The sequence below is a fragment of the Psychroserpens jangbogonensis genome, from assembly GCF_000797465.1.
In the GTDB taxonomy this organism is placed as follows: domain Bacteria; phylum Bacteroidota; class Bacteroidia; order Flavobacteriales; family Flavobacteriaceae; genus Psychroserpens; species Psychroserpens jangbogonensis.
In genome coordinates this window covers 84785-102299 of sequence record NZ_JSWG01000009.1, presented here as the reverse complement: position 1 = coordinate 102299, position 17515 = coordinate 84785, and the positions used below count along the sequence as shown (strand labels likewise).

At 33.9% G+C, this 17515-nt stretch carries 15 protein-coding genes; 8 read left to right on the top strand and 7 right to left on the bottom strand.

Going from position 1 to position 17515, the window contains the following annotated elements; translation table 11 throughout:
* Nucleotides 1-22 precede the first annotated feature (22 nt).
* Genes RH81_RS07555 through RH81_RS16425 form a run of 8 tightly spaced genes read left to right on the top strand, consistent with a single transcriptional unit; the run spans nucleotide 23 to nucleotide 6261 of the window.
* Nucleotides 23-1174 carry an NAD(P)/FAD-dependent oxidoreductase gene (locus RH81_RS07555; RefSeq protein WP_033959448.1) on the top strand — a complete coding sequence of 384 codons (1152 nt, stop codon included), beginning with the start codon at nucleotides 23-25 and terminating at the stop codon, nucleotides 1172-1174.
* On the top strand, nucleotides 1171-1890 hold the full coding sequence (locus RH81_RS07550; protein ID WP_033959447.1) for a methyltransferase domain-containing protein: 720 nt from the start codon (nucleotides 1171-1173) through the stop codon (nucleotides 1888-1890). The genes RH81_RS07555 and RH81_RS07550 overlap by 4 nt, the downstream gene beginning before the upstream one ends.
* Complete coding sequence (locus tag RH81_RS07545) at nucleotides 1887-2939, top strand: type III polyketide synthase (RefSeq protein WP_033960245.1); 1053 nt, start codon at nucleotides 1887-1889, stop codon at nucleotides 2937-2939. Before RH81_RS07550 ends, RH81_RS07545 begins: the two co-directional genes overlap by 4 nt.
* The gene (locus RH81_RS07540; protein WP_033959446.1) at nucleotides 2933-3730 is read left to right on the top strand and encodes an enoyl-ACP reductase FabI; all 798 of its coding nucleotides are present in this window, start codon (nucleotides 2933-2935) and stop codon (nucleotides 3728-3730) included. The genes RH81_RS07545 and RH81_RS07540 overlap by 7 nt, the downstream gene beginning before the upstream one ends.
* 3 nt (nucleotides 3731-3733) lie before the next feature.
* Nucleotides 3734-4171 carry a 3-hydroxyacyl-ACP dehydratase FabZ family protein gene (locus RH81_RS07535; protein WP_033959445.1) on the top strand — a complete coding sequence of 146 codons (438 nt, stop codon included), beginning with the start codon at nucleotides 3734-3736 and terminating at the stop codon, nucleotides 4169-4171.
* Nucleotides 4168-5439, top strand: coding sequence for a beta-ketoacyl-[acyl-carrier-protein] synthase family protein (locus tag RH81_RS07530; RefSeq protein WP_033959444.1), 1272 nt, complete (start codon nucleotides 4168-4170; stop codon nucleotides 5437-5439). The genes RH81_RS07535 and RH81_RS07530 overlap by 4 nt, the downstream gene beginning before the upstream one ends.
* A gap of 4 nt (nucleotides 5440-5443) precedes the next feature.
* Nucleotides 5444-5698: an acyl carrier protein gene (locus RH81_RS07525; protein ID WP_033960240.1), complete on the top strand. Its 255-nt coding sequence runs from the start codon at nucleotides 5444-5446 to the stop codon at nucleotides 5696-5698.
* Nucleotides 5695-6261 (top strand): 4'-phosphopantetheinyl transferase family protein, encoded by a 567-nt coding sequence (locus RH81_RS16425; protein WP_052172464.1) that lies wholly within the window; start codon nucleotides 5695-5697, stop codon nucleotides 6259-6261. Before RH81_RS07525 ends, RH81_RS16425 begins: the two co-directional genes overlap by 4 nt.
* Here RH81_RS16425 and RH81_RS07515 read toward each other — a convergent pair.
* The 7 genes from RH81_RS07515 to mscL all read right to left on the bottom strand — a co-directional run bounded on the left by RH81_RS07515 (nucleotide 6251) and on the right by mscL (nucleotide 17454).
* Complete coding sequence (locus RH81_RS07515; RefSeq protein ID WP_033959443.1) at nucleotides 6251-7162, bottom strand: ABC transporter ATP-binding protein; 912 nt, start codon at nucleotides 7160-7162, stop codon at nucleotides 6251-6253. The two genes, RH81_RS16425 and RH81_RS07515, sit on opposite strands and share 11 nt — an antisense overlap.
* A gap of 71 nt (nucleotides 7163-7233) precedes the next feature.
* Nucleotides 7234-9654, bottom strand: a complete 2421-nt coding sequence (locus RH81_RS07510; protein ID WP_033959442.1) for an FG-GAP-like repeat-containing protein — start codon at nucleotides 9652-9654, stop codon at nucleotides 7234-7236.
* Between the two features lie 96 nt (nucleotides 9655-9750).
* Nucleotides 9751-12228, bottom strand: coding sequence for an FG-GAP-like repeat-containing protein (locus RH81_RS07505; protein WP_033959441.1), 2478 nt, complete (start codon nucleotides 12226-12228; stop codon nucleotides 9751-9753).
* A gap of 80 nt (nucleotides 12229-12308) precedes the next feature.
* Nucleotides 12309-14324: a T9SS type A sorting domain-containing protein gene (locus RH81_RS07500; protein WP_241478966.1), complete on the bottom strand. Its 2016-nt coding sequence runs from the start codon at nucleotides 14322-14324 to the stop codon at nucleotides 12309-12311.
* Nucleotides 14325-14352: 28 nt separating this feature from the next.
* The gene (locus RH81_RS07495; RefSeq protein WP_033959440.1) at nucleotides 14353-15735 is read right to left on the bottom strand and encodes an Ig-like domain-containing protein; all 1383 of its coding nucleotides are present in this window, start codon (nucleotides 15733-15735) and stop codon (nucleotides 14353-14355) included.
* A 192-nt stretch (nucleotides 15736-15927) separates the two neighbouring features.
* The gene (locus RH81_RS07490) at nucleotides 15928-16917 is read right to left on the bottom strand and encodes an aspartate-semialdehyde dehydrogenase (RefSeq protein ID WP_033959439.1); all 990 of its coding nucleotides are present in this window, start codon (nucleotides 16915-16917) and stop codon (nucleotides 15928-15930) included.
* A 132-nt stretch (nucleotides 16918-17049) separates the two neighbouring features.
* Nucleotides 17050-17454 (bottom strand): large conductance mechanosensitive channel protein MscL, encoded by a 405-nt coding sequence (gene mscL / locus RH81_RS07485; protein ID WP_033959438.1) that lies wholly within the window; start codon nucleotides 17452-17454, stop codon nucleotides 17050-17052.
* Nucleotides 17455-17515 lie beyond the last annotated feature (61 nt).

Genomic DNA, 17515 nt, shown 5'->3' with positions numbered 1-17515 from the left:
CGACTTATCTTTAGAAAAAAATTTGAAAAAGAAATTGAGCACAGCAAATAGAACTTTTGATGTCATTGTTGTTGGTGGTGGATTAGCAGGTTTATCTAGCGCAATTCATTTATCCAAAGCAAATTTGAGTGTTTTAGTGATTGAAAAAAACAGCTTTCCAAAACACAAGGTTTGTGGTGAATATATTTCTAATGAAGTCTTACCTTACCTTGATTTTTTAGACATTGACGTCTTTAAATTAGGCGCTAAAAAAATTGATAAATTTCAATTATCTACTACGAAAAGCAAACTTATTTCTACAGCATTACCATTAGGTGGTTTTGGGATTAGCCGGTTTTGTTTAGATAACGCTTTAGCAAAACGAGGTCTTCAATCTGGAGCAGAAATTCTGCAGGATTCAGTAGAAGATATTCAATTTTCAAATGATGTGTTTTCAGTTGTAACAAAAAGCGATAAACAGTTTGAAGCTAAAATTGTAATTGGCGCATATGGAAAACGGTCTAATCTCGATATCAAACTTAAACGTCAATTCATAAAAAGCAAGTCCCCATATTTAGCAGTGAAAACTCACGTTAAAGGAAGTTTCCCTGAAGATGTAGTTGCGCTACATAATTTTGAAGGTGGTTATTGTGGTGTTTCTAAAGTAGAAAATGACAGTATTAATTTATGTTATATCACCAATTTCAATTCCTTTAAAACCTATAAGGACATTGACGAGTTTCAGCAGAAAGTCCTATATAAAAATACATTTCTTAAAGATATCTTTACTAATTCGAGTCCAGTATTTAAAGAACCTCTAACTATAAGTCAAATTTCATTTGATAGTAAAAAGCCTATAGAAAACCACATCATTATGTGTGGTGATACCGCAGCTTTGATTCATCCGCTTAGTGGAAATGGGATGAGCATGGCAATAAGAAGTGCTCAAATAGCTTCAACATTAATTATTAATTATTTTAATTCGGAAAACCTTGATAGAGAAACATTAGAAAAGAAGTACCTTAGAGCATGGAATACAGCGTTTAAATTGCGCTTAAAAACAGGTCATATTATAGCAGATTTATTTAATCAACCCAAATTATCAGAAGTATTGATGCAAGGTCTAAAATGGTTTCCGGGTATTTTACCTTATATCATAAAAAGAACACACGGTAAAGTAATGAAAGCGGAATGAGTTTGTTAGTGAGTACGAAATACAGAAGTGAAGCTGAAGAAATTATGGATGATTTGGACTATAATGGTCCGATACTTCATGATGCCCTTGATAAGCTGGCCAAAATAAATCAATGGTTGGGCGGAAATATAGTCACAGTTAACGGACTTAAAAAAACGCTCAAAAATCATTCAAAAAACGAAGCCATAACTATTGTTGATTTAGGTTGTGGAGGAGGTGATATTTTGCGAGAAGTCTCATTATTTGGAAAGAAGAATGGCTATCAATTTCACTTAATTGGAATAGATGCCAATCAGCATACAGTTGATTATGCCAATACATTGTCAGAAGCTTATGATAATATAGAATTTAAAGCGATTGATATTTTTTCAGAAGAGTTTAAATCACTAAACTACGATTTGGTATTAACAACCTTATTTTTGCATCACTTTAAGAATGATGAATTGGTGTCGTTTTTAAAACCAGTCTTGGAAAAATCAAAATTAGGGATCGTTGTAAACGATTTACATAGACACAAACTTGCTTACTATTTGTTTAAGTTGTTATGTACAACTATTACAAACAAAACCATTATTGAAGACGGATTAACATCAGTATTACGAGGATTTAAAAGAAAAGAGTTGAAATCTATATCAGAAAAGTTAGAAGCAAATTATCACATACAGTGGAAATGGGCTTTTCGTTTTCAATGGATTTTGAAACAAAAAAACATATGAGTGTAAAAATCACATCAGTAGCTAAACAGTTACCAAAATATACTAGAGAAACTAAGGATATTATCCCGTATTTAAATATATGGATGTCTGGACAAGAAGAGCGGTTTCAACGAAAAGTAATTAAGCTGTTTGAAAACGCAGGAGTCGATAGACGCTATTCAATTATGGATGCTGAAGAGGTGTTTTTAAACACTTCTTTTGAAGAGAAAAATAACATCTATTCGCGTGAAGTTGTAAAGTTAGCTGAACAATCTTTGGTTAAAGCCTTAGACAAAGCCAGCCTAAAGCCAACAGATATTGATTATATTATTACGGTTAGTTGCACCGGAATTATGATTCCGTCAATGGATGCTTATTTAATCAATAGCCTTAAAATGAAACAGGATATAGTACGACTTCCTGTTACCGAAATGGGTTGTGCGGCTGGAGTTTCAGGAATTATATATGCCAAGAATTTTTTAAAAGCAAATCCAAATAAACGTGCCGCAGTTATTGCAGTAGAATCTCCAACAGCAACCTTTCAACTAGATGATTTTTCTATGGTTAATATCGTTAGTGCGGCGATTTTTGGTGATGGAGCATCGAGTGTTATTTTATCATCCTATGACAATGAAGAAGGTCCCAAAATAGTTGATGAAGCCATGTATCATTTTTATGACGCTGAAACAATGATGGGTTTTAAATTGGTGAATACAGGTTTGCAAATGATTTTAGATAAGGCTGTTCCTGAGACGATTTCAGAACATTTCCCCATGATTGTGCACCCCTTTTTAGAACGAAATAACATCACAATTGAAGATGTAGACCATCTTATTTTTCATCCAGGAGGAAAGAAAATCGTGCAAACCGTTGAAGATTTATTTGGTTCGCTTGGAAAGAATATTGATGACACTAAAGACGTTCTTAAACTGTACGGAAACATGAGTAGCGCAACTGTGCTTTATGTTTTAGAACGCTTTATGGATAAGCAATTACCGAAAGGAGATAGAGGGTTAATGCTAAGCTTTGGGCCAGGGTTTTCAGCACAACGAATACTATTAGAATGGTAAAAGAATTTCAAGATAAAAACTATTGGGCACTCATTTTGGGTGGTTCTAGCGGATTGGGTTTAGCAACGGCTAAAAAACTTGCAAAACATGGAATGAATATTTGTGTCATTCACAGAAACTCTAGAATTCAGGAAGATGAGATTAATGCTGAATTTGATGAAATTAAAGCTGAAAATGTACAATTCAAAGCGTTTAATGTAGATGCTTTTAAATCTGAAAAACGTGATCAAATTTTATCAGATTTGATAGACTTATTTGGACCAGAAGGAAAAATAAGAACACTCGTTCATAGCGTTGCAAAAGGAAATCTAAAACCAATGATTTCTGAAGAAACACCAACATTAAAAAATGATGATTTCAGTCTTACTATTAATGCAATGGCAATTAGTTTATACGATTGGACAAAAGCCATTTTTGAAGCTCAATTGTTTACAGAAGATGCTAGAATCTTAAGTTTTACGAGTGAAGGGAATACGAAGGCTTGGAAAAATTATGCAGCTGTTTCTGCTGCAAAAGTTACCTTAGAGGCTATAACAAGAAATATTGCTTTAGAGTTTGCGCCTTTTGGAATTAGAGCAAACTGCATTCAAGCTGGAGTTACAGACACCGCATCTTTACGAATGATTCCTGGAAGCGATAAAATAAAAGAACACAGTTTGAAGCGTAATCCATTCAAAAGATTAACACAACCTGAAGACATAGCAAATTCTGTTTATCTTTTATCTAAAGATGAAGCATCTTGGATAAATGGTTGTGTCATTCCTGTAGATGGAGGTGAACATATAAGTTAACAAATGACATCAAACCAAATCATATCATTATTACCATATCAAGAACCATTTTTGTTCGTTGACGAATTGACTTCAATATCTTCCGACGGTATAAAAGGGTATTACTCGTTTAAAAAAGACGCGTATTTTTATGAAGGTCATTTTAAAGACAACCCTATTACACCAGGAGTAATTCTAACGGAATGCATGGCACAAATAGGCGTGGTGTGTTTAGGAATTTATATAATGAAAGATGAGGTTTCAGAAAATAGCCATCCGCAAATTGCTTTGACCTCAAGTCAAGTTGATTTCTTTTTACCAGTTCTTCCAGGAGAGAAAGTGACTGTGATTTCAGAGAAAGAAGTCTTCCGTTTTAACAAGCTTAAATGTAAGGTCAAATTATATAACGAAAAAGAAGAGTTAGTGTGTCGAGGAACGATTTCAGGAATGATAAAAGCATGAAAAACAGAGTAGTCATTACAGGTCTAGGAGTAGTAGCACCAAACGGAGTAGGAATCGATGCGTTTTCAAAAGCGATTAAAAAAGGAGAGTCTGGTATTACCTTTCATCAACAATTGGCTGACTTAAATTTTTCGTGTTGTATTGGTGGAATTCCAGAAATTTCTGAAGAAAAAAAACTTGAATATCTAACGCCTTTGCAACTAAGAGGTTTTAATAGTTCTGGAATTTTATATGGATGTATTGCCGGAATTGATGCCTGGAAAGATGCTGGTTTTTCAGTAGATGCTGATAGTGAATTAGATTTTGATAGCGGAACGGTTTTCGGGACTGGTACATCTGGAGTTGAAAAGTTCAGAGAGGCTATTTACAAATTAGACGATAATCAAGTAAAACGTTTAGGAAGTACTGTTGTTGTACAAACTATGACTAGCGGAATAAGTGCTTTTTTAGGTGGGATTTTAGGTTTGGGAAATCAAGTTACTACAAATTCATCAGCATGTACAACGGGAACTGAAGCCATTTTAATGGGTTATGAACGCATAAAAAATGGTCAAGCAAAACGTATGCTAGTTGGAAGCTGTAGTGATGATGGGCCTTATATTTGGGGCGGATTTGATGCCATGAGAGTTATGACTTACAAACATAATGATTCACCAGAACAAGGTTCAAGACCAATGAGCAAAAGCGCATCAGGTTTTGTTCCAGGAGCAGGAGCAGGAGCTTTAGTCTTAGAGTCTTTGGAGAGTGCTTTAGATCGAAATGCAACTATTCATGCTGAGGTTTTAGGTGGAAATATTAATTCTGGAGGACAACGACAAGGTGGAACCATGACAGCTCCAAATGCTGTGGCAGTGCAACGTTGCATTAAGGAAGCCCTTTCAAATTCTAATATTTCAGCAAATCAAATAGACACAATTAATGGCCATTTAACAGCGACTTCAAAAGATGGTCTTGAAATAGAGAATTGGACAAAAGCCTTGAGTAGAAAAGGCGAAAATTTCCCTTATATTAATTCATTAAAATCGATGGTTGGTCATTGTTTGGCTGCTGCAGGTAGTATTGAAAGCGTTGCCACTGTTCTTCAGTTGAAAGAACAATTTGTATTTCCAAACATCAATTGTGAAGATGTACACGAAGAAATTCCCGTATTAATTTCTGAAGATAAAATTGTAAAGCAGGTATTGCATACTGAATTGAATATTGCTGCAAAAGCAAGTTTTGGTTTTGGTGATGTAAATGGTTGTATTATCTTTAAAAGATATAATTAAGCCCATGACCAAAGACGAACTTATTGCCAAACTAAAAACAATTGTTCAACCCTATATTCAAGATGAAACTGCTTTTGCTAACTTGTCTGAAAACACTGATTTTATTAGTGATTTAAAAATTAATTCAGCAAATCTAGTTGACGTTATACTGGATGTTGAAGATGAATTTGATATTAGAATAGAAAATGATGATATGGAAAAAATGATTTCCGTAAAAAGCGCTATGGATATTATTAATGAAAAATTGGCTCAAAAATGATAGGCAATGACATTGTTGATTTTAAGCAAGCAGCAAAAGATTCTAATTGGAAACGACCTCGATTTTTAGACAAAACATTTACCCAAAAAGAACAATCAATTATTTTGTCTTCAGAAAATAAAGATCAAACGGTTTGGTTGCTTTGGAGCATAAAAGAAGCAGCGTATAAAGCTTACGTAAGGGAATTTGAACACAGCTTTTTCAATCCCAAACGAATTCAATGTCAATTGGGTTTAAACAATGAAAGTGTTGTTAATATTGATGATAAGATATATTATTCAAGATCAATAATTACTTCAGAATATGTGCACAGCACAGCTAGTAATAATAAAGGAAAGCTCCCGAAAATTGAGCTTTTTAAATTAAGTGAAGCTAATCAAAGTGAAGCGGTAAGAACGCGATTAATAAAACAAGTTTCTAATGATAAAAAGCGTAATTTAAATTCACTGAAGCTTAAAAAGACAGCATTAGGAGTTCCAAACTTGTTTTTAAATAATCAACAAATTTTTGAAGCGTTGTCCATATCGCATCATGGTGAATATGGCGCTTATGCTATTTGTTAATGTCTAAATAAACGATACTTCCTTCGGTCAATTTTTCAGTGTATTCAAAAAATACAGTTTCGTTTTCAAAGCTAGATTCAATTAAATAATAGGTTCCTTTAAAATAGTTTTTATTCACCGTTACTTTAATATTTGATTGTTCAACAACATTGAGTTGATGCGCATAAACGATTTCATTTTTAATGACATTAAACTCGTCAAAAAAGGATGCAACAAGAGGCGTTTTTGGATGTTTAAACAAATGTTCTGGAGAATCGTTTGCTTCTATTTTTGCATTGTTTAAAAGAATCACACGATCCGCAAATCCTAAGACATCATTTTTATCGTGAGTAGCAACAATACACGTTATTTTCTTTTCTTTTAAATATTTGAAAACACGACGTCTAAGCGACTGTTTTTTAAAATTGTCAATGTGACTAAAGGGTTCATCTAACAAAAGAATTTCAGGCTGTTTTGCTAATGCACGAGCAAGTGCAACACGTTGTTTTTGTCCACCACTTAGGGTTTTCACTTTTACATGTGCAAACTTAGTAAGCTCAACAACTTCTAGCAATTCTTGTGTTCGTATTTGTTTTTCTTCTGGAAAGAAATTTGAGAGAAACTTACCAATATTTTCCTCGACACTTATATATGGCATTAAATCAAATTCTTGGGCTACGTACTTTATAAAGTCATAACCAATCACAAGATTATATTTTGGACCTAAAATTTGTTGTTGTTTCCAAAATATAGTACCATGATTTATGTCAAATTCACCATAAAGAAGTTTGAGAAGTGTCGTTTTTCCTGAGCCGCTTTCACCAATTATCGAGATATTTTCGCCTAGATTTACAGAGAAGTTTAGATCATTTAAAATCTTAGTTTTTTTGTAACTAAAAGTGAGGTCTTTGACTTGAAGCATAAAGCAAAAATACTACAAAAAAGCCGCTACAATCACTGTAGCGGCTTTTTTGTAGTAAAAATCTTAAAGTATTATTGCTTAATAAATTTTTGATTTCTAATAGTATTTTCAGAGACAATACTTACAATGTAGTTTCCAGCAGTTAATTGAGACACATCAATTGTCTTAGAATTACTAAGAGAGTTTGTCATTACACGTCTACCACTCATATCATAAATATTATAGAATGCATTTTCTAACTGCAATCCAGTAGTAATATTTAAAACATTTTTAGTTGGATTTGGTGATAAAATGAAATCTGAAGCAAGTTCTTCATCATCAACTCCAAGTGCATCACAGGAAGAATCTCCTGAACCTTCAACAGCATTAAATGCTTGATTAATGTCGGGGTTTAAAAACACTTCACATGGAGAATTTGGCCAGTATACAATAACATGATTGACACTTGTGTCACTTCCAATACCAAAGTGAGTATTTAAAGTACTCATGTATTCAAATCCTTCTCCACTGCGTACATCTCTAATTTGAACTCCACTATCTGTGTAGATTTCAACACGCGCACCAATACCATCAACATTACTTGCAGTACCAACGGTATTTATTTTAATCCAATTGTTACTGGTAGTAAGATTCCAATAAATATTCCCATTATAATAAGCATCAATAAATCCGTCATTATTTAAATCACCTAAAGATCCATTTTTGTAATTGATTTGAGTGTTATCTGCATCTTCGAAAGTAAGATCACCTTTTCCGTACATAATTGTACCATTACATAAAATATCTAAGTATCCATCATTATCAATATCATAACTAACATTTTCATGACCATTAGGAGCACCACTTACACCAGCTCCAGACGTAACGTCCGTGAAAGTACTATCACCATTGTTACGCATAAGTTTGTGTGTGCCAGAACTCGCACCAACAAAAACATCCATATCACCATCGTTATCATAATCAGCCCAAGACGACGACCATGTTTGCATTGGATCAGCAAGACCTAAAGCATTAGCGTTTTCTGTATAAGTACCATCGCCATTATTGGTTAACATTTGATTAGTTCTTCTAGCAGTCTCTCCACCACATTTAGCAATAAACATATCTAAATCTCTATCATTATCATAATCTATCCATATAGACCCATAATTACCTCCTGAAGAATAGTCGCCTAAACCTCCTTGATTAAACGCAAGGTTTCCATTTCCATCATTTATATAATAAACGTTAGGAGCAACATCATGACAAACGAAAGCATCCAAATTACCATCTTGGTTTATATCAGCAAAGTTTGAACGTTGTGAAAATACATATTCAGGGCTAGAGATTTCTGTAAACCCTGTACCAGTATTATTAGCTTTCATAAATGTAACTCCACTACCATTTCCGTATAATAAATCAGTATAACCATTTTCATCAAAATCTGCAGCAGCCATACTCCAACTAGGCATAAAGTCAGCATTTGGAGTTGGTAGATCAACTGCGTTGAAACCACCAGTGCTTAATTGGTAATGAATATTAACATTGGTATTAGAAACGGAAACAATATCATCTAGATTGTCACCATTCATATCCACAACTGTCAAGTCGTAACTACCACCAATTGGCATAGCTTGGAGAGAAAAATTAACTCTAGATGGAATTAGTGTTGTAAAGTTTACTGGTCCAACCCAATTGCTGAAATCTGTTCCTCCACAAAAACCTCTAACATAAACTTCGTATGTTGTGTTTTGGTTTAACCCACTTAAAACATGTGGATTATTTGTAGTTGTTGATGTTCCAGATCCAGCAGGAATTCCAGTTCCGGGAGCTTGAACAGCTATTTCCCATGAAGTTTCTGCGTCTCCAGCTTCCCAGATAACATTAGCACCATCTGAAGAAATAAAATTAACTATAAGATTATTAATATTTGGACAGACTGGAGGTGTTTCTGAATATATTGTAGGAGATTCAAAACAAAATCCCCAACCATAAGATCCGTTATCATCATATGAGATGCGGTATTTGAAGTTGGCTAATTGAGATGCTGTAAAAGAAGTAATACTTATTGTTTGATTTACTTGTTCTGGAGTTCCATTACAAAAATTCACATTTGGCGCGTTATTGGTCTGTGTTAATTCATCACCAAAATCTTGCCAGTTTCCAGCATCATTATCCCAATATTGTATGTTTAGTTCTTCATTTGCGAAAATATTAAAAACATAAGAGCTTGCTACAGTAACCCACGTTTCTCCAGCATTATGAGCCGCAGTTAAATCAATAGTATTAGATTCGGCAGCTATGTTATTTACTGAATTTGGTCCAGCTTCATCTTCATCAAATGAAAAGTTAGATGAACTATCTGTTGGATTGTCAGTAAAGATATCTGGATTAGTGTCATATGAGCCCGTAATTGTCCAGTTATTGTTTGGCCAGTTAGCTGATTCGTTTAAAACCTGTGCAACTGAACAATAAGACATCACAAGAAATGCTAATAATGTAATTTTTTTCATAATAATTTAAATATTAGGTAAGTAATTTGCAAAAGTAATAAAAAAAAGCCACTACATTCAATGTAGTGGCTTTTTTGTAGTAAAAATCTTAAAGCTCTATTGCTTAATAAATTTTTGATTTCTAATAGTATTTTCAGAGACAATACTAATGATATAATTCCCAGCTGTTAATTGGGACACATCAATTGTTTTAGAATTATTTAAATTATTTGTCATTACACGTCTACCACTCATATCATAAATATTATAGAATGCATTTTCTAATTGCAGTCCAGTTGTAATATTTAAAACATTTTTAGTTGGGTTTGGTGACAACATGAAATCAGGCGCAAGTTCATCATCATTAACCCCTAAAGTATCACAAGAATCACCCGCACCTTCAACAGCATTGAATGCTTGATTGATACCTGGGTTTAAATACATTTCACAATCAGAATTTGGCCAGTATACAACAATATGAGATACACTTGTGTCGCTTCCAATACCAAAGTGAGTATTTAAAGAACTCATATATTCAAAACCTTCACCACTTCGTACATCTCTAATTTGAACTCCGCTATCTGTGTAGATTTCAACTCGTGCACCAATACCATCAATATTACTTGCAGTACCAATAGTGTTTATTTTAATCCAATTGTTACTGGTAGTAAGATTCCAATAAATATTACCATTATAATAAGTATCAATAAATCCGTCATTGTTTAAATCACCTAAAGAACCATTTTTGTAATCGATTTGATTACTATCTGCATCTTCGAAAGTAAGATCACCTTTTCCGTACATAATTGTACCATTACATAAAATGTCTAAATAGCCATCATTATCGATGTCATAACTAACACTTTCATGACCATTAGGAGCACCACTTACGCCAGCACCAGATGTTACATCTGTGAAGGTACCATTACTATTGTTACGCATAAGTTTGTGTGAACCTGAACTAGCGCCTACAAAAAGATCCATATCACCATCGTTATCATAATCAGCCCAAGACGACGACCATGTTTGCATTGGATCAGCAAGACCTAGAGCGTTTGCATTTTCAGTAAAACTACCATCACCATTATTGGTTAACATTTGATTAGTTCTTCTAGCAGTCTCTCCTCCACATTTAGCGATAAACATATCCATATCTCTATCATTATCATAATCTATCCATATAGACCCATAATTACCTCCAGAACAGTAATTTCCTAAACCACCTACAGCTCCAGTATCATCTACAGAGGTTGGCGCATCATCACAACCATCATCGTATTGTGCACCTTGATAGAAGGTTAAATTCCCTGACCCATCATTTATGTAATATACATTAGGAGCAACATCATGACATACAAAAGCATCTAAGTGACCATCATTATTTATGTCAACAAAGTTTGAGCGTTGTGAAAACACGTATTCAGGACCAGAGATTTCTGTAAATCCTGTTCCAGTATTATTAGCTTTCATAAAAGTAACTCCACTACCAGAACCATATAATAAATCGGTATAACCATTTTTATCAAAATCGGCAGCAGCCATACTCCAGCCAGGTAAAAAATCAGCACTTGGCGTAGGAAGATCTACTTCGTTGAATCCTCCTGAGTTTAATTGGTAATGAATATTAACATTACTATTAGATGCAGAAACAATATCATCAAGGTTGTCACCATTCATATCCACAACAGTCAGGTCGTAACCAGTTATATCCATAGCTTGCAGAGTATAATTAACTCTAGCTGGAATTAGGGTTGTAAAGTTCACTGGTCCAATCCAATTACTGAAATCTGTTCCTCCACAAAAACCTCTAACATAAATTTCATATGAAGTGTTTGAATTTAATCCACTTAAAACATGTGGACTATTTGAAGTTGTTGATGTTCCAGATCCAGCAGGAATTCCTGTACCTGGAGCTTGAACAGCTATTTCCCATGAAGGCTCTACGTCTCCAGTTTCCCAAAAGACATTAGCCCCATCTAAAGTAACAAAAGTCACAGATAAGTCGCTAATATTTGGACAAGCAGGAGGAGTTAAAGAATGTATTGTAGGAGAATCAAAACAAAACCCCCAACCGAAAGAACCATTATCGTCATATAAGATGCGATATTTAAAGTTAGTTAATTGTGATGCTGTAAATGCCGCTATATCTAATGTTTGATTTAATTGCTCAGCAGTTCCATTACAAAAATTTACATTAGGCGCATTATTAGTCTGTTCTAATTCAAGACCAAAATCTTGCCAGATAGCAGCGTCATTATCCCAATACTGAAGCTTTAAGTCTTCATCTTCATAAATATTAAAGACAAATGTGCTAACTACAGTAACCGAAGTTTCTCCAGCATTATGAGCGGCAGTTAAATCAATGGTATTCGATTCTGCAGCGATATTATTTACTGAAGCTCCACCAGCTTCATCATCATCAAATGAAAAATTAGATGAACTATCCGTTGGGTTGTCAGTAAAGATAACTGGATTAGCGTCATATGAACCTGTAATTGCCCAGTTATTGTTTGGCCAGTTAGCTGATTCATTTAAGACCTGAGCTACTGAACAATAAGACATTACAAGAAATGCTAATAGAGTAATTTTTTTCATAATAATTGAGATTTTTGTATGTAGTTTATAAAAAAAACATAAAAAAACCTTCAAATTTAATTTGAAGGTTTTTAAAGTTATTATTGCTTTATAAATTTCTGAGTAATTATATTCTCACTAGATATAATTCTAAGAATATAATTTCCAGAACTTAAAGAAGAAACATTTATAGTCTGAGTTTCTAATTTAGTACTTATAACTTGCCTTCCATTGATATCGAAGATAGTGTAAATAGCATCATTATCTAAGGGCGTTTTAGTAGTTATATTTAAAAGATCTTTTGCAGGGTTTGGAGATAAAGTTAAATCTAAACCGATTGTTTCGTCATCAACTCCTAAGGTATCACAAGATAAACCAGAACCTTCAACAGCATTAAATGCTTGATTAATAGCTGGGTTTAAGAAAGTCTCACAATCAGAGTTTGGCCAATACACAATAATATGCGAGATACTTGAATCTGTACCAATACCGAAATGTGTATTCATTGAACTCATATACCTGAAACCGTCACCACTTTTCACATCTCTAATTTGAATACCAGAGTCAGTGTAAATTTCAACACGAGCACCAATAGCATCTATGTTACTAGTAGTTCCAACAGTGTGGATTTTAATCCAGTTATTATTTGTTTCTTTATTATTTGTATAAATGTTACTAGAATTGAAGGCATCGATGTAACCATCATTATTCACATCTCCATAAGCTCCTGCTCCTGGAAAAACTCCAGTATGAACTGTGAAATTCATGTTTCCATCTCCAAATAGCATATTACCACCAGATACGAGGTCAAGATTACCATCATTATCAAAATCATAAGTTACAGTTTCTGTAGAAGTAAGTGATAATAAATCTACACCTGTACCTGCCGAGATATCAACAAAAGTACCACCATCATTTCTCATAAGTTTGTGGCTACCTGAACTAGCACCTACAAAAACATCCATATCACCATCATTATCAAAATCTCCCCAAGCAGAAGACCATGTTTGCATTGGATCAGCTAAACCAATCGCTGCAGCATTTTCGCTGTAGTTTCCACTACCATCATTAGTATGCATTTGATTAGTTCTTCTTGCTGTTTCACCACCACACTTAGCAATAAATAAATCTAAATCTCTATCATTATCGTAGTCAATCCAGATAGAACCATAATTACCTCCTGAAGAATAGTCTCCTAAACCACCTTGGTTAAAAGTAAGGTTTCCAGAACCATCATTCATATAATATACATTAGGAGCTACATCATGACAAACGAATGCGTCTAAATGACCATCTTGATTTATATCAACAAAGTTAGAACGTTGAGAAAATACATCTTGAGGTCCAGAAACTTCAGTAAATGCAGTTCCAGTGCTATTACTTCTCATAAATGTCACACCATTTCCGGCACCATAAAGTAAATCGGTATAACCATCTTTGTTGTAATCTGCAGCAGCCAAACTCCAAGAAGGTTCGTAGTTAGCAGCTGTTGTTGGGATGTTTTTTGTTGTAAATCCACCTACAGTTTGTTCTCTAATATTAACATTAGTAGAAGATATAGATACTAAATCATCTAAGTTATCTCCATTCATATCAACACAAGCAAGTCTGTAAGATCCTGAAGACCCTGAAGAACTTGATGTAAATGTTACAGGAGTTGGTAATGGAGCATTGTTTGTAGCTTCTAAACAAAATGCAACATCTGAAAGTCCAGTACCTTCAAAATCATAAATTTGGATAACTAAATCATCTCCAATATCCCATCCACCAATAGTCTCTGTAGCAAAGGTGTTTGTACAAGCAATCTCTATGGTACCTGTAGAATTAAAAACTACAATACCAGGATTACCTGGGTTTTGAGAGAAAAAATTCAAACCTAAAGCAGTTGCAGTCCAAGTGAAAAACTGGTCTAAACCAGAAGCTCTACAAGAACCTTGCACTCCACTATCTGTAGTTCCATCAGTTGAAAACGGAAGAGTAAAAGGTGTACTACAAGCCCCATCTGCAGCAGGAGTAATAGGAATTGCGCCTGAAAAATTATCATTTGCTGGCTGAGCAAATGCCTGAAAGCTAAATGCCATAAATGCCATTGATATAAAAAGTAATTTTGTTTTCATAATAACTTATTTTCTAATTTTAATTTAATTATTCACATACTCCTTCTAAGGAGTTTATCCACTCTTCAATAAGTCTAACTCCCTCAGTATGCTGAAGTGTTCTCCCTAAAAGCGGCATTCTATTTTGTTCTTCTATTGAACTAATTCTAAAGTGTAAAATGGATTTATCTATTTGACCACTTGAAATAATATGGGTATATGGTGAAATTTGAGTGTCTGGAGTTACACACACACCTTTATTCACATCATCATCATTTTCATTGAATGCTAATCGCAAAGGACGATATTCACAATAGCTTTCTTCTGAGTGACAGTGTGCACAGTTAATATCTAAATATGAACGAACTCTAAGTTCTAAAGACAGAGAATCGTCTTCCCAATCAACAGTTGAAACAATAGTTGCAGGCACATTACTTTCTAAATAGCCTACATCAACCCACTTACTCAATTGATTAAGTGCACCATCAGTATAGTTATACTCTTTATTTAAGTTTTGAGGTTTTGGACCAATAGGTAATGGTGTTCCAAATTTATTATGACATGTGAAACATTCATTACGTGATGGAATTCTATAGTTTACAGAATTTGTTGCCCCGTTTTCTATCCAATCAATCTCAATAAAACTTCCATCGTTTGTAAATGTTGCTTCTGTTTGTTCATCATCCCAAACATATTTTGCGAAATCCCAACCCTCTTCTGTCATATACATTAAACGAGTTTCAACGATTCTCGTTGTGTTTTCAGGTTGAACATTGTCATAGAAAAAATTCTTTATTAACATTGCTCCAACTGGAAAATCTAAAGGTGTAAAATCACTATTATAATTAGCTGTTGTCCCGTCAGGCATCCAAACAAAACGTTTCTTGTGAGCATAGTCACTAAAAAGAGGAGAGTTTAAATCGTAAGGTAAAACCCCTGGAATAGGGTCTAAATTCTTTAAATCACCTACAAAAAAGTTATACTCTGAAAGTGTTTGGTAAGGAAGGTCTTCAGGATTATATACAACTAACAACTCAGGAGTCACTGTTACGCTTACATCTTCAGTTGAACAACTAATTGGATCTAAGTTGTTACAAATTGTATATGTAAAAGTATCGGTGCCTACAAAATCAGTATTTGGTGTGTATAAAACCATGTCATCTGAAGGGGTATTAGGTGTGTTATTTATGTCTAACACCTCAATAGTTCCATTTGCAGCATTGCTTGTAACTAAACTACCAGATGTTGGCACATTAGTATCGTTACTTAAAACGTCTATTTCAATAGCGCTATTTTCTACAACCACAGCAAGATCTGGAGATGTTTCTATAACAATAGGAATATAATCGTCACTTTTATCATCATCACCACAAGATTGAATTGAGAATATCAACACAATTAGTAATGACGATTTAAGGTAATTTTTAAGCATTTATAATAAATTTGGATAGTAAATATAGTTATAAGCTACAAGTTTGAACAATTAATTAGACGTAATAGCCTTTTTGTCAGACAACAAGAATACTAAAATAACGTTTCTATGATTAATTCAATATTGATTTATATCAATATAACAACTCAAATGACCAAAACCCTAAGGGGATTAATGATTTTTTTGACTTAATTAAAGAAGATTGTTTTTTAATAAGTACTCAGCAATTTGAACCGTGTTTGTTGCAGCTCCCTTACGCAGATTGTCACTAACAATCCACATATTTAAAGTATTGGGTTGAGACCCATCTCTGCGAATTCTACCAACAAAAACATCGTCTTTTCCATTTGCATAAATAGGCATTGGGTATGTGTTTACATCAATGTTATCTTGAACAACAATACCTTCAGAGTTGTTTAGTATTTGTCTCACTTCGGATATGTCAAAATCGTTTTCAAACTCAACATTTACAGCTTCACTGTGTCCACCAGTGGTTGGTATTCTTACAGCAGTTGCAGTAATGGCTATTGTGCGATCATCTAAGATTTTTTGAGTTTCACGCACCAATTTCATTTCCTCTTTGGTATAACCATTTTCTTCAAAAACATCGCAATGCGGAATGGCATTTTGGTGAATAGGATAGTGGTAAGCCATCTCTCCTTTAATACCTGCAAGTTCGTTTTCTAATTGTTTTACAGCTTTTACACCTGTTCCAGATATAGATTGGTAAGTTGAGACAACAATACGTTTGATTTTATATTTTTTATGAAGAGGTGCCAAAACCAGAACCATTTGAATAGTAGAACAGTTTGGATTAGCAATTATTTTATCTTTAGATGATAATTTATTAGCATTAATTTCTGGTACAACTAATTGTTTTGATAGATCCATTCTCCAAGCTGAAGAATTATCAATAACAGTAATCCCAGCTTCAGCAAATTTCGGAGCCCATTCTAATGATGTGTCTCCTCCAGCCGAAAACAAAGCTACATTGGGTTTCATATTAATTGCATCTTGCATACCAACCACTTTGTAATCTATTCCTTTATACGAAATCAATTTACCAATAGATCGCTTAGAAGCGACAGGAATTAATTCTGAAACAGGAAAATTACGTTCTTCAAGAACTTTAAGCATGACTTCACCTACTAAACCAGTGGCACCAACTACTGCTACTTTCATTATAATTTTGTTTTGATAAACAAAAGTAGCGATTTATTCATTTTTATAATCTAAAAAAAGACATAAAAAAACCACCTCTTTATAAGGAGGTGGTTAAGGTTTAAAAAACATGTAATGTAGCGGTAAGCCATCTTATTTTTTAAGTAAATCTCTAATCTCAGCAAGTAAATCATTGTCTGATGGTCCTGCTGGAGCCGCTTCTGCAACTGGAGCTTTTGTTTTATTGTATGATCTTACAATCATAAACATTACAAGTCCTACAATAAGTAAGTTGATAATAGTATTAATCCAAGATCCGTAAGCAATTACTGCTGCACCAGCCTCTTTAGCAGCTGCTAATGATGCATACTCTGTTCCGTCCATTGCATAATGAAGGTCTTCAAAATTCATTCCACCGGCAAAATACCCAATGAAAGGCATAGCAATGTTAGATACAAATCCGTTAATAACAGCACCTAATGCACCTGCCATAATTACTGCAACAGCGAAATCAATCACGTTACCTGTCATGATAAAATTCTTAAATTCTTTCAACATAATTTTAGTGTTTTAATAGTTAGTTAATATATATTATTAAGACCCTAATTTAGTTAAAAAG